Origin of the sequence: Blautia sp. HCN-1074, from assembly GCF_037890165.1 — a bacterium.
GTDB lineage: Bacteria > Bacillota > Clostridia > Lachnospirales > Lachnospiraceae > Blautia_A.
On sequence record NZ_JBBKBP010000008.1, the window covers coordinates 46,588 to 59,874 of the forward strand.

Here is a 13,287-nt window from a genome sequence, read left to right on the forward strand (position 1 = left end):
TATGTGGCATGCAGAGATTTCAGTCAATCCTTCAGTTTAAGAAAGTCAGTTGTAAGAACTGCTATAAATGTGTCCGAAACTGCCCGGTCAAGGCGATTCGAGTCCATGATCATCAGGCGAGAATTATCGAGAGCCAGTGTATTTATTGTGAGAAATGTATTCTTGTCTGTCCGCAGGATGCCAAGGAAGAACAGAATATGATCCCGGCGATTCGCAGTGCAATGGAAAATAAAGCGCAGGTTATTGCCTCGCTTCATCCGGCATATCTGGCGCGGTTCGGGGTAACTGGGATCAATAAAACCAGAGAAGCTATGAAAAAACTGGGATTTGCAGATGTGGCAGATGCGGCTGAGGGCGCAAGTTTGATGACGGCGCAGTATCGGGCTCTTTTTCCAGAACAGAAAGAGCTGGGTGTGATGATTTCTTCCGCCTGTCCGGTAATCGTGCAGCTGATAAAGAAACATTATCCACATCTTCTGGGAAATCTGGTGCAGTCTGCTTCTATGATGCAGTTTCATGCCAATTACCTTAAGAAGCAGTATCCGAAAGCAAGAATTGTTTATGTAAGTCCATGCATTTCTGTTATGTCAGAACTGCGGGAGCCTGGCAATGAAGTAGACTATGTGATCACGTTGGAGGAACTGGCAGAATGGCTGAAGAAGGAAGGCATTTCCGTAAAAGAGGAAGAACCGGAACGAAGTGCCTACCGCTCAAGAGAGATTGCCCTTGCAGATGGACTGACGGATCTTCTGGGAACAGTAAAGGGAATCCGTAAGCTTTCCGTAAGTGGAATGGAGCAGTGCAGGGAAGTTCTGAAAGAACTCCATCCGGAGGATTTTGAGAACTGTTTTCTGGAAATGTATGCATGCAGCGGTGGCTGTGTGGCCGGTCCGTCCTTTCAGATGAAAAAAGGACGTTACCTGGCGGATGTTTTTGCGGTTAAAAATGCAGCTTTTGGAAAAAATTTTCACGAAGAAGCGGGAGATTATGAATTACCGGAATTTGAACTGAGAAGGAATTTCGGTTATTGTCCTGCGCAGGTTCAGGCGGAGGATGAGGTTTCTGAGGAAGAAATCAGAGATGTGCTGGCTGAAATGGGAAAATTTTCTCCAAAGGATGAATTAAACTGCGGTGCCTGCGGGTATAACACCTGCAGGGAGAAAGCAATCGCCATTATCCAGAATAAGGCTGAGGTTGCCATGTGTATTCCGTATATGCGGGCAAGGCAGGAGAGTTATTCTAATAAGGTCTTTAATGCCATGCCAGGACTTCTGGTAACAGTTGATTATAACCTGAAGATTATTCAGATGAATCAGGCTGCAACGAAGTTGTTTAATGTACCGAAAAAAAGGCGGCTGATCGGCAAACCGGTATCAGAGATCATGGACGATTACAGTCTTGCCAGCATTCTGGCTTTTGACCGGAATCTGATGCAGGATGAGATTTATCTGGAAGATCAGAAGTGTTATCTGGATCGTGTAATGACCAATGATAAAGAGAATAAAATGATACTCTGTATTATGAAGGACATCACGAAAGAACGGAAACATAAGGATCAGATTTATCATGCGCAGGTTGAAGCTGCGCGGATGGCGGATAAACTGGTGGAAGAACAGCTAAAGATCGTTCAGCAGATTGCAGGGCTTCTGGGAGAGACTGCGGCGGATACCAAGGTTGCTGTTGAAAAGCTAAAAAATACCATACTTCTGGAGAGTGAAGAACCGAATGAAAAGAAATAGGCATCAGGGACTGAATGTGGAGTTTGACAGACTTTGCATTGATTTTGGTCACGTGAGTCTGAATAAGAAGAAAGAATTCTTATGTGGAGACTGCTATAAAATTGAAGAAAATGATAAAGATCATGTGCTGGTTCTTTCGGATGGTCTGGGCAGCGGGGTGAAGGCAAATATTCTTTCCACGCTGACGGCTACGATGCTCAGTACCATGATCATCAATCAGGTAGAACTGGATGAGGCAGTGCGTGCGGTCGCAAAAACTCTGCCGGTGTGCAGTGTGCGGAATCTGGCATATGCAACCTTTACGGTGCTGAATTTTCAGGGAAAACAGGTCAGTCTTTATCAGTTTGATAATCCGGATGCGATTCTGATCAGAGATGGGAAACTCTTTGATTATCCGGTGGAAACAAGTATGATCGAAGAGAAAGAAATTCATAAGAGCTGTTTTGAGCTGAAAGAAGAGGATATGCTGATCATTATGTCTGACGGTGTGACGAATGCCGGAATGGGAAAGACCACTAATGGAGGCTGGGGCAGAGAAGATGTGATGGCTTTTTGCAGAGCGAAATATCATAAGGGTATGAGTGCGCAGGAGATGGCTGGTTATCTGGCTGAGGCAAGTCTGGATCTGAACCTGAATGAGACAGATGATGATATTACGGCTATCGTGCTTAGAATGCGTCAGAAACAGGTTGTAAACATTATGATCGGACCGCCGAGTAAGGAAGAGCATGATGAACGATATCTGAAATCTTTCTTTGAGGAAGAAGGGTATCATGTGATTTGTGGCGGGACGACTGCCCAGTGTGCTGCCAGATATCTTGGAAAAGAACTGGTTTCTCTCAGTGATACTGCCTGCGGGGAGGTTCCGGGGTATTATAAGCTGGAAGGAGCAGAACTGGTGACGGAAGGCTTTCTCACAATTGAACATTTGCTGGAATATTGTGAGGAGTGGCTGGACGATAAGCTGGCATTTAATAAGCTGAAACGAAAGAAAGATGCAGCTGCATTGCTGGGAGTTCTGCTTTTCGAGAAGGCTACGGATATTAATTTTTATTTTGGTGGTGCGATTAATAAGAATAATGCAGAGCTGGGAATTACGGAGAAGCGTAAAGAAGAAGCGGCAGAACAGCTTGTGGAATATCTTCGGAATGCGGGGAAGAATGTCAATATTGCATTCTGGGCTATTTAACCGAATCAATAAGCAGTTATTCGGTGTAGAGTCACGTAGCGGAAGCGGATTGCGAATGTCCGATTGACTATTTATACGTTTGGCAAACAGGAAGGATGAGGCAGAAAATGGCGAAAATATTATGTGTGTGTATCAGCAAAGAACGCAAGACCAGTTCGCAGAACATTCATGAATGCGAAGCAGATCTGCAGGGACTTGTTGGCGATGTGCACTATGGAATGGGCGGAAGAAAACAGGTCAGTCTTCTCCCGTATGAAAAGGTAAAAGAATACTTTGACAAGTCAGATGAAACTTTTCGATATGGAAGGTTCGGCGAGAATCTTCTGGTAGAGGGAATTAACTGGGAAACAATTAAAGAAGGAAATAGATTTCATTGCAAAGATGTGCTTCTGGAAGTGGTTCGGATTGGAGCAGGAGGTACTGCATCCGATGCATATAAAGGCGAGAAAGTCTGCTCACCGATGGAACCATGGTTTGTTTTTTGCCAGATTCTGAAGAAAGGGATCCTAAAAGAAGGAGCGGAAATTAAAAGATAAAAGGAGGATTTAGTGCGTGGAGGGAATCAGTGTAGAACAGGCAACAGAGATGATTCTGCAATATACGCCTGTAATAAATGAGACAGAAGAAATTGAACTGGATAAAACAGGGGGAAGAATTCTGGCACAGGATATGGTGGCAGAGTTTGACAATCCTCCTTTTGATAAATCTCCGGTGGATGGTTATGCGTGTAAAGCGGAAGATCTTGCAGGTGCATCACCGGATACTCCGGTGATACTGAAAGTAATGGAAGAGGTTGATGCGGGGCAGTATTCAGAAAGAGAGATACAGAGGGGGCAGGCAGTACGCATTATGACCGGTGCTGCGATTCCGAATGGCTGCAATTGCTGTATTTATCAGGAGAATACCAATTACGGAGAAGATATCGTAGAAGTATATTGCGGGCAGGAAAAATGGGACAATTATTGTTTCGCAGGTGAGGATTTCAAAAAAGGAACGACGCTTCTGAAGAAAGATACGCGTATTGGCTATGTGGAAGCCGCTGTTCTTGCAGGTATGGGCGCGGCGAAAGTGCCGGTGTACCGCCAGCCCAAGATCGTTCTTCTGACTACAGGAGATGAAGTGGTAGAACCGGGAAGTCCTTTGCCGGAAGGAAAGATTTATAACAGCAATATGACCATGCTTTCAGCCAGACTGCGGGAGCTTGGAATCACACCTTTTTATATGGAGGCGGTCAAAGATGATCCGCATATTATGGCAGAGAAACTGAAAGAAGTGGCAGAACAGGCAGATATGATTATTACCACAGGCGGCGTTTCTGTGGGAAAGAAAGATATCATGCACGAATCCCTGAAACTCATTAGCGCAGAGAGAATTTTCTGGAGAGTAAAAATGAAACCGGGAATGCCGACACTGTTTTCGGTTTATCATAAAGAGGTTTCTGATAATGCCGCTACAGATGGCAGTGATTCCGGGAAGGATATTCCTGTTATCAGTCTTTCAGGAAATCCATTTGGTGTTGCAGTTACTGTGGAAATGTTGATTCGACCGGCATTGGAGAAAATGATGCGAAATCCGTCTGTTGGCTTGAAACAGGTAGCTGGGATCATGGCTGATGACTTCCCGAAAGGAGTAAAAGGCCGCCGTTTTATCCGCGCGCATTTGGAGAATGGGGAATTTCATCTTCCAAACGGACTTCATTCCAATGGCGTACTCAGCTCTATGGCAGGCTGTAACTGTCTGATTGACACGAAAACGATGGAAAAACCGGAGAGTAAGGATCTGAACGTTGGAGATAAGGTGAGCGCGATTTTACTTTGAGAGGAATAGGAAACTGGTGGAAAGAAAAAGAATATTTGCAATCAGCGGAGTGAAGAATTCCGGAAAAACAACACTGATCTGCAAATTGCTGGAGATTTTTAAAGAAAAGGGGCTTAAGGTGGCTGTATTGAAGCATGATGGTCATGATTTTGAGCCTGATGTACCGGGAACGGATACATATCGTCAGCTTCAGGCGGGAGCTTACGGGACAGCAGTTTTTTCGGCGGGGAAATATATGCTGGTAAAGCAGCAGCCTCAGATATCGGAATCGGAATTAGTGGAATTTTTTCCGGAAGCGGATTTGATTTTGCTGGAGGGATTTAAATACAGCGATTATCCCAAAATTGAAATTATACGTAAAGGAAATTCAATGATGAGTGTCTGCAATCCAGAAAGACTGATGGCGATTGCCACCAATCTGGATGCAGAAGAAAGAGATACATTGCCTATACTGGAGAAAATACCGTTTTTTGAACTGGACAATGCAAAGAGTATAGCGGAATTTATTCTGTCGGATTATTTCCATTAAAGAGTTTCATACGGTCGCGGCGTGCGGCGCAGATTAGTGTAAGCTGATATTCTTTGGCCATGGCAACTGCCTCGGCGGATGGAGAGGCCTTACTTGCCAGAACAGGAATGCCGGCGCGGATTGCTTTGATCGCCATATCAGTAGGGATACGTCCGCTGGAATAAACGATACATTTTTTCAGATCAATGTTGTGGCGCAGAGCATAGCCGATGGCTTTGTCCAGTGCATTGTGGCGGCCGATATCCTCACACTGGAAAAGCAGTTCTCCGTCACAGGACAGAAAACAGCTGTGAGTTGCCCAGGTCTGGCTGTGAAGTGGTGTGCCGTTTGCAAAACAGTCTGCCAGATCGAAGACCCACTGTTTCTTCCATGGAATCGGAGTGACTGGTGCAAGTGGCTCATCTGTGGTAAAATAATCATTAAGAATACGATTTCCGGTGCAGCAGGTAGGAGTAGGCGCAATATAATCTTCGTTTTCCTCATGAGGCTGCCCGGATTTATTTTTATTTAAGATCACGCGGGCACGTTTGCCAAATTCGCAGATGTAGATTTGCTCTATATCATCAGCGGATGAGATGATTCCCTCGGTGAAGAGACGTCCGAGAATCAATTCAGCCAGATGTTCCGGAATACAGACAAGCTTCATAGTTAAACGCTCATTTACGTACACATTCATCATGTGTTCCACCAGAATAGGTTCTGTCTCTTCGTGAGCTTCTCCATCACGGCCAAGAAACTCATAGGTGACATTTTCGAGAAGATTCAGATTGTGGTATTGTTCGTTGATTTTCATATGATGAGTCCTTTCTTATATAAGGAGATTTTGTATTACTGTTCGGATGATACATCATCCCCTGAGATATTTGGTACGAATGTAAAAAATGGGGGATATATGATACAAATTTATGTGTTTGGATTACGGAGCAACAGTAATATTATTTGATACTTCCAGTATAAACTGCGGTCTGTAGGGTGTCAAATGAAATGGAGATTGTTACTAGGAACGGAGTGAACAGTAACACGGAGTGAACAGTAACTGGATATTAACTATAAATTAAAAGGCAGGTAGAGCCAATTATGATAGATAAATACGGAAGAAACATTGACTATTTAAGAATTTCCCTCACAGACAGATGCAATCTTCGATGCATCTACTGTATGCCGGAGGAAGGCGTGAAATCACTTTCGCACGCAGAAATCCTCACATATGACGAGATCCTTCGTATCTGCAGGTGCGGTGCAGAACTGGGGATTCGCAAGATAAAACTGACAGGCGGAGAGCCCCTTGTGCGAAAAGGCTGCGCAAGTCTTGCCGGACAGATCAAGGCAATTCCGGGAATCGAAAAGGTAACACTGACGACAAACGGAATTCTGCTGGAGGAACAGCTGGATGATCTGCTGAAGGCAGGAATTGATGCCATTAATATCAGTCTGGATACGCTTGATCCGGAGCTGTTTAAGAAAGTGGCAAGAAGAGATGACCTTGCCAAGGTGTTAAAGGGAATTGAAGCAGCACTTACTCATCCGGGACTGTCACTGAAAATCAACAGTGTACCTGTCATCAAAGAAAAAGAGAACTTCATAGCTGTTGCCGGACTTGCAAAGAAATATCCGATCCACGTGCGGTTCATTGAGATGATGCCTATCGGATATGGAAAACAATTTCCATTTCAAGACGAGGAATCCATCAAAACAGTACTGGAAGAAGCATATGGACCGATGCATGCGGTAAAAGAACGCTATGGAAATGGACCTTGTCATTATTATGAAATTGCGGGATTTAAGGGAAAAATCGGATTTATCAGTGCCATGACGCATAAATTCTGCAATCAGTGTAATCGTGTGCGTCTGACATCAGAAGGATTTATGAAAGGATGCCTCCAGTATCAGGAAGGCACAGACCTTAGAGGGTTAATGCGCGGCGGATGCACAGATCAGGAACTGAAAGAGGCAATTTACCAGGTAATCTGGAATAAACCGGTCAGCCATAATTTTTACGAAGCAAAGACAGAGCAGGATGAGATTCGAGGAATGTCGCAGATTGGCGGATGATTTACAAAAGCAGGGGGAGTTGATAATGCAGAAAATATCTATGATAATTCTTGCCGGTGGTGCAAGCCGCCGTATGGGATGTGATAAATCAGATCTTATGATAGATGGAAAGACGTTTCTTGAAATGCAGATAGAAAAAGGAGAAAAGCTTGGAATCAGTGATATTATTTTGTCTGGTTATCATGGAGAAAAGAAATATAAATATCCGGTTGTGACAGACCGCATTCCGGGAAAAGGACCACTTGGAGGTCTGGAAGCATGCTTGCGCAGGGCAGAGAACCCACATTGTCTGGTGCTTGGTGTTGATGTGCCGCTAGTTCCGGTGCAGGAGTTGTCTGCATTGATTAGTACTGTGAACAGAGCAAAGTCAGATGCTGTAATTCTGAGACATAGCGGTCATGAGGAGCCATTGATGGGAATTTACAGGACAGACCTGGCGGATTCGATGCTGGAGGAAATCACTCTTAGAAAGGGTTCTGTATTTGCTTTCCTGAGAAAAACTGGATATGAATGCTATGAAAGCCAGGCAGAAGACTGGTATTTTTCTAATATTAATGATCCGGAAATTTATAAAGAGACAGTTGAAAAACATTTTGGACAGAAATAAAAAGGTTCAGGTTAAGGAAAAATTTATATGCCAGATAAAAACGATTAGCTTATGATTTGGGTTTATGATAGAAAATTTATGGTAGAAAAGCTTTTTCTTATGTGATAAGATGATATCAATTCGGGAAACAAAAATGTGTTCTGCGGATAAAGAATGTATGGGCAAAAGTGCATACAAAAAGAGAACGGAGTTGAAAAGATGAAAAAGAGAAACAATTTTTTCAGAAGTCTGCGTTTTCGTATTCTGATTATCTTGATCATTCTGGGAATTGTGCCAGGTGTTATTGTGACTTATACAATGCTCCATAACTATCAGGACCGGGCGGTTTCAATGCTTTCTGAGAGAGTAAGCGACCAGTGTGATATTCTGTGCAATCTGATCATCAAAGAGAATTATCTCAATGATACAGACTCAGAGACTGTAAACAGCAAGCTGGAGCTGTTTTCCAATGTGTATAATGGACGTGTTCTGCTGGCTGACAGAGATTTTAAGATAGTGAGCGATACGTTCCACACGGAAGAGGGAAAGACACTTCTGAGTTCTTTAGCTGTATCATGTCTTAAGGATGGAATTTCAAGCAATTATGATGCAAAGAATAAAGTGCTGGAACTGGCTGTGCCTGTCCAGAGTCCGGATGTTCAGCAGTTTCAGGGAGTTATGCTTGTAACTGTTTCGGCGATTGATATCGCAGAGACACTTGCGGAACTGGAACAGAGAGGCGTCATGCTGATTGGAATCATTATTGTTCTTGCAGGATTTCTGGCATGGCTGTTATCGACGATACTTGTAAAACCACTTGCCAGAGTAACGAAATCTATCGAGGATCTGACGGATGGAGTGCTGGATGAAGAAATCAGTGTTCCTGACTATACAGAGACAGAACTGATCACAGATGCTTTTAATAAGATGGTTAACCGCATGAGAATTCTGGATGAATCCAGACAGGAGTTTGTATCAAATGTGTCTCATGAGCTGAAAACACCGCTGACATCCATGAAAGTCCTGGCAGATTCGCTGGTAGGGCAGCAGGGAATTCCGGAGGAACTTTATCAGGAATTTATGGGTGATATCACTGCCGAGATCGACAGGGAAAATAAGATTATCACTGACTTACTTTCTCTTGTAAAAATGGACAAGAAAGCTGCGGATGTGAATATCACGCATATGGATATCAATCAGCTTCTTGAGGACATCCTTAAGCGCCTGCGCCCGATTGCAGATAAGCGGAATATTGACCTGATTCTGGATTGTTTCCGGCCTGTAGAGGCAGATGTGGATGAGGTCAAATTTACTCTGGCGATCAGTAACCTGGTGGAGAATGGCATTAAATATAATGTGGATGATGGCTGGGTACGCGTATCGCTGGATGCGGATTATAAGTATTTCTATGTAACAGTGGCAGACTCCGGCATGGGAATTCCAGAGGACAGTATAGAGAGAATCTTTGAACGTTTCTATCGTGTGGACAAATCGCATTCGAAAGAGATCGGAGGAACCGGTCTTGGACTGGCAATTACCAAAAGTTCTATTGCAATGCACCATGGAGCAATCAAAGTATTCAGCAGAGAGGGCGAGGGAACTACATTCTCAGTCCGCATTCCTCTGTCATATATACCGTCATAGGAGGTGCCGTTGTGAGAAAAAAATTTACAATGATCATATCCATGTTGATATTGAGCCTCCTATTGGCAGGATGCTCAATAGAGGTGCATGAAGATCCAAATAAACAAAAAAGCGTATATTATCTGTATGATATCAGTGCTGACGAAACACAGCTTCAGAAAGAATCTTATTTTCCAGAGGAGACAACTGCGGAGTATATGCTGAAAGATATGATGCAGCGGATGAACAGTCAGGAAGCTGACTCGGCGGATGGAATAGGTCTTTTGCCAGAGGGCGTGCAGATGAATTACAGCATTGAAGGAGATGTACTGGTTGTGAACTTTAACAGTCAGTACAGTGATATGAGTCGTGCAAGAGAACTGCTTGTGCGTGCGGGGGTTGTCAAAACTTTCCTGCAGGTTCCGGGAATCAGCTCTGTGAAGTTTACGATAGAGAATGAAGACCTGACAGATTCCAGAGGCCAGGCAGTGGGAAATATGACAGCAGATACTTTTGCCGAGTTTACGGGAAGTGAGCCGGATGCCTACTGCAGCAATACATTTACGCTCTATTTTACGGACAAAGAAGGTCAGAAACTGGTAAAAGAGCAGAGGACAGTGCGGTATAAACGTAGTATTCCAAAGGAAAGGATCGTCCTGGAGCAGCTTATGAAAGGACCACTGGAGAAAGGGCATTACCCGACGATTCCGGAGAACACCGAGGTTTTGGATGTAACGATAGCAGACAGAGTCTGTTATGTAGCATTTGACAGGGTATTTTCCTCTTATGCATTAGATGTGTCGGAAAATATACCGGTGTATTCTGTAGTAAACTCACTGCTGGATGCGGTTGAGGCGGACAAAGTGCAGATTACCGTTGGTACGACGGATAAGCTGGATACCTTTGGTGAGAAAATGGCGCTGTATCGTTTCTATGAACGAAATGACAAGTTGGTCATTAAAGAATGAGAGATGAAAGTTCTTATGTGATTAATTAAATGACTATCATGATCAGCAGACGAAACATACAAGTTAAAATTTTGTTATCAGATGTAAATTCGTAATGGTTTCGAACTCGCAACTCCGAGCGTAGGGAATAATTGCGAAGCAACAATATAAGAGAAGAGGTGCAAGAGTGAGGAGACGCCCGGTGTGTATCCTGTGCCTGCTTCTGGTTGTTTTTCTGTGTGTGACAGACTGGCTGGGATTTTCCCTGATACGGGGAAATCCACTGCCAGAGTCTGTGCAGACATGGATCAATAAGCACCCGGAATCCACCATCTGCGGGGAGGTGGTCAGGTGCCAGGAGAATGAAGAAACACAATCTGTATATCTGAAAAATACTTATCTTATTTACAATTCTGAAAAAGTTTCCATTGATAATGTAAAGGTTTATTTGCAACAAAAAAAGTATAATACGGACAAAAAGGACAATCACAATAAACTTCTGGCAGGAAGTCTTGTTTTTGTGTCCGGAAAGCTGGAAGAGATAGAAAGTCCACGAAATCCGGGTGAATTTGACAGTAAACAGTATTATGCCTGTCAACATATTTATTATGTGATGAAAAAAGGAAAAATAAAAAAACAGTCGCAGAATCATTCGGCATATGGACAGTTTCTGATTAATATGCGCCAGAGATTTGCGGAAATTCTGGAGAAAACCTGTGGGGCTGAGGCGGGAGCATTTGAAGCAATCGTGCTTGGTGATAAGAGCAATCTGGATCCGGAATTGAAGATGCGTTATCAGATGGCCGGAATCATACATATTCTGGCGATTTCAGGTCTTCATATCAGCCTGCTCGGAATGGGATTGTATAATATGCTGAAAAAAGCAGGGTTTGGTATCTGGCCTGCCGGTTTACTGGCACTGATAATCATGCTGCAATACGGAATGATGACCGGCGGAGGCGTTTCCACGATGCGCGCAGTTTGTATGTTTTTGCTTTCTGTAGGGGCAAAAATCGCGGGGCGGATTTATGATATGCCTACGGGGATGGCAGTGGCGGCAATTCTGATTCTGGTGGAGAACCCTGCTTATCTGCTGGATGGGGGATTCTGGCTGTCCTTTGGGTCGGTGATCGGAATCGGATGCGTGTGGCCGGTGATTCAGGAAGCATTGGGAAATTTGGAGAAAGAGGATAACGCAGGAAAGAAGATACTATGGTCTTTTCTGGCATCAGGAGTAGTACAGTTTACTACACTTCCGATTGTTTTGTGGTTTTATGGAGAAGTGTCGGTGATGGGGATTTTCCTGAATCTTCTGGTACTGCCTACAGTGGGAGTTGTATTGGGAAGTGGAACGGCAGACGCACTTTTGGGGTTGATCAGTATAAAAGGTGCGTTTGTGGTGGCTATTCCGGGAAGAACCATTTTGAAGATTTATGAGGTACTGGTTATTATAATCGGAAAACTGCCATTTTGCACCTGGGTTGGCGGAAAGCCTGAAATGTGGCAGATTGTGGATTATTATCTGATTCTGGCGGGTGCGGTGTGGATATATCGGATTTCGGAGAAAAAATACAAAGAAAATAAAACGGCGGTGATGAAAAAAAGAAAGGAAATCTGGAAATTCAGATGTCTATGTGCAGGTATGGTATGCCTGGGGATTCTTCTGATCGGATATAAACCGAAAGAGGATTTTCGAATTGCCTGTCTGGATGTTGGGCAGGGAGATGGAATTGTGATAGAAATGGAGAACCAGTGGAATATTCTGATTGATGGCGGAAGTACGAATAAAAGCAGTCTGGGACAATATCAGTTAATTCCGTACCTGAAAAGCAGAGGGATTTCCAGACTGGATGGAATTTATATTTCCCATACGGATGAGGATCATATTAGTGGCGTAAGGGAAATTCTGGACTATATAAGCAAAGGTCTGACGATTATACGTGTGGAAAATCTGATCCTGCCGGACTGGGATGAGGTTCAGGATAATAAAAACTTTCAGGAGTTGACAGAATTAGCAAAGGCAGCAGGGACACGGGTGATTTATGTAAATGCCGGAGATAGAGTCAGATACGGAGAGACTACCTTGAAAGTATTATGGCCGGAGGCAGGAGCGACCGGAAAAGAAGTGAATGAGGATGCCATGGTGATTGAAATGACAAACGGAGCGTTCAAAGGAGTTTTTACAGGAGATATCGGAAAGGATACGGAAGACAAATTATTGCAGAAGGGAGTTCTGGAGGATGTGGATTTTCTGAAAGTGGCACATCATGGTTCGAAATATTCCACAGGAGAAGAGTTTCTTGATGTTGTAAAACCGGAATTATCCGTTATTTCCTGTTCTGCGACAAACACATATGGTCATCCCTCGCCGGATACGCTGAAGCGCCTGGAAAACAGCGGAAGTAAGGTGCTGATTACGAAGGATGTGGGTGCAGTTACGATATATAGGAAGAGAGAACATACCTTTGTGAAAAGTTACTGCGTACTTCGTGGGATAGTAGCGTGTGCACAGTAACGTAAAGATTAGGTTACTGTTCACAGGTAGTATCCCGCGAGGTGTTTTTTGTGAGCGACGGTCACCTACAGAACCTGCCACTGGCAGCTTCTTACGGATGCCTGGCAACAGAAAACCCGAGACATGCCGCGCGAATTTATGCGAATAGCATAAATTCTGTGCATCGCGAAGCGTGTTACTGAGAACGCAGTGAACAGTAACAAGATTAGTGATTTACAGTAATATATTTAGGTGTCTTGACACCTAAATAGTCAGGTAGTATAATGGCACAGACAAAAAAGAAAATCCG

Annotated in this window: 11 protein-coding genes; 10 read left to right on the top strand and 1 reads right to left on the bottom strand. The window is 43.8% G+C overall.

The window, feature by feature from the left end; all coding sequences use genetic code 11:
* The first annotated feature begins 8 nt into the window (after positions 1 to 8).
* From WKT11_RS08870 to mobB, 5 genes are all read left to right on the top strand, one after another.
* Positions 9 to 1,739: a [Fe-Fe] hydrogenase large subunit C-terminal domain-containing protein gene (locus tag WKT11_RS08870; protein WP_117676203.1), complete on the top strand. Its 1,731-nt coding sequence runs from the start codon at positions 9 to 11 to the stop codon at positions 1,737 to 1,739.
* On the top strand, positions 1,726 to 2,928 hold the full coding sequence (locus WKT11_RS08875; protein ID WP_242986779.1) for a PP2C family protein-serine/threonine phosphatase: 1,203 nt from the start codon (positions 1,726 to 1,728) through the stop codon (positions 2,926 to 2,928). Before WKT11_RS08870 ends, WKT11_RS08875 begins: the two co-directional genes overlap by 14 nt.
* Positions 2,929 to 3,035: 107 nt before the next feature.
* On the top strand, positions 3,036 to 3,464 hold the full coding sequence (locus WKT11_RS08880; RefSeq protein WP_117676202.1) for an MOSC domain-containing protein: 429 nt from the start codon (positions 3,036 to 3,038) through the stop codon (positions 3,462 to 3,464).
* 16 nt (positions 3,465 to 3,480) lie between these two features.
* On the top strand, positions 3,481 to 4,746 hold the full coding sequence (locus tag WKT11_RS08885) for a molybdopterin molybdotransferase MoeA (protein WP_117676201.1): 1,266 nt from the start codon (positions 3,481 to 3,483) through the stop codon (positions 4,744 to 4,746).
* A 16-nt stretch (positions 4,747 to 4,762) separates the two neighbouring features.
* Positions 4,763 to 5,275 (top strand): molybdopterin-guanine dinucleotide biosynthesis protein B, encoded by a 513-nt coding sequence (gene mobB / locus WKT11_RS08890; protein WP_117676200.1) that lies wholly within the window; start codon positions 4,763 to 4,765, stop codon positions 5,273 to 5,275.
* Here mobB and fdhD read toward each other — a convergent pair.
* Positions 5,250 to 6,068 (bottom strand): formate dehydrogenase accessory sulfurtransferase FdhD, encoded by an 819-nt coding sequence (gene fdhD / locus WKT11_RS08895; RefSeq protein ID WP_340283866.1) that lies wholly within the window; start codon positions 6,066 to 6,068, stop codon positions 5,250 to 5,252. The two genes, mobB and fdhD, sit on opposite strands and share 26 nt — an antisense overlap.
* Positions 6,069 to 6,352: 284 nt before the next feature.
* Here fdhD and moaA point away from each other — a divergent pair, with 284 nt between their 5' ends.
* From moaA to WKT11_RS08920, 5 genes are all read left to right on the top strand, one after another.
* Positions 6,353 to 7,327, top strand: a complete 975-nt coding sequence (gene moaA, locus WKT11_RS08900) for a GTP 3',8-cyclase MoaA (protein ID WP_117676198.1) — start codon at positions 6,353 to 6,355, stop codon at positions 7,325 to 7,327.
* Between the two features lie 25 nt (positions 7,328 to 7,352).
* A complete protein-coding gene (gene mobA, locus WKT11_RS08905) occupies positions 7,353 to 7,934 on the top strand; it encodes a molybdenum cofactor guanylyltransferase (protein WP_178761660.1) in 582 nt (193 codons plus the stop codon).
* A 198-nt stretch (positions 7,935 to 8,132) separates the two neighbouring features.
* Positions 8,133 to 9,557: a sensor histidine kinase gene (locus WKT11_RS08910; RefSeq protein WP_118411142.1), complete on the top strand. Its 1,425-nt coding sequence runs from the start codon at positions 8,133 to 8,135 to the stop codon at positions 9,555 to 9,557.
* Between the two features lie 11 nt (positions 9,558 to 9,568).
* Complete coding sequence (locus WKT11_RS08915; RefSeq protein WP_117676195.1) at positions 9,569 to 10,504, top strand: GerMN domain-containing protein; 936 nt, start codon at positions 9,569 to 9,571, stop codon at positions 10,502 to 10,504.
* A gap of 166 nt (positions 10,505 to 10,670) precedes the next feature.
* Positions 10,671 to 12,998: a DNA internalization-related competence protein ComEC/Rec2 gene (locus WKT11_RS08920; RefSeq protein WP_118609583.1), complete on the top strand. Its 2,328-nt coding sequence runs from the start codon at positions 10,671 to 10,673 to the stop codon at positions 12,996 to 12,998.
* Positions 12,999 to 13,287: the final 289 nt, after the last annotated feature.

Bases quoted from the DNA above. Each gene is read 5' to 3' on its own strand.
- moaA (WP_117676198.1), top strand. From the start codon at position 6,353: ATGATAGATAAATACGGAAGAAACATTGACTATTTAAGAATTTCCCTC.
- WKT11_RS08910 (WP_118411142.1), top strand. From the start codon at position 8,133: ATGAAAAAGAGAAACAATTTTTTCAGAAGTCTGCGTTTTCGTATTCTG.
- mobA (WP_178761660.1), top strand. From the start codon at position 7,353: ATGCAGAAAATATCTATGATAATTCTTGCCGGTGGTGCAAGCCGCCGT.
- WKT11_RS08870 (WP_117676203.1), top strand. From the start codon at position 9: ATGCAGAGATTTCAGTCAATCCTTCAGTTTAAGAAAGTCAGTTGTAAG.
- WKT11_RS08875 (WP_242986779.1), top strand. From the start codon at position 1,726: ATGAAAAGAAATAGGCATCAGGGACTGAATGTGGAGTTTGACAGACTT.
- WKT11_RS08880 (WP_117676202.1), top strand. From the start codon at position 3,036: ATGGCGAAAATATTATGTGTGTGTATCAGCAAAGAACGCAAGACCAGT.
- fdhD (WP_340283866.1), bottom strand. From the start codon at position 6,068: ATGAAAATCAACGAACAATACCACAATCTGAATCTTCTCGAAAATGTC.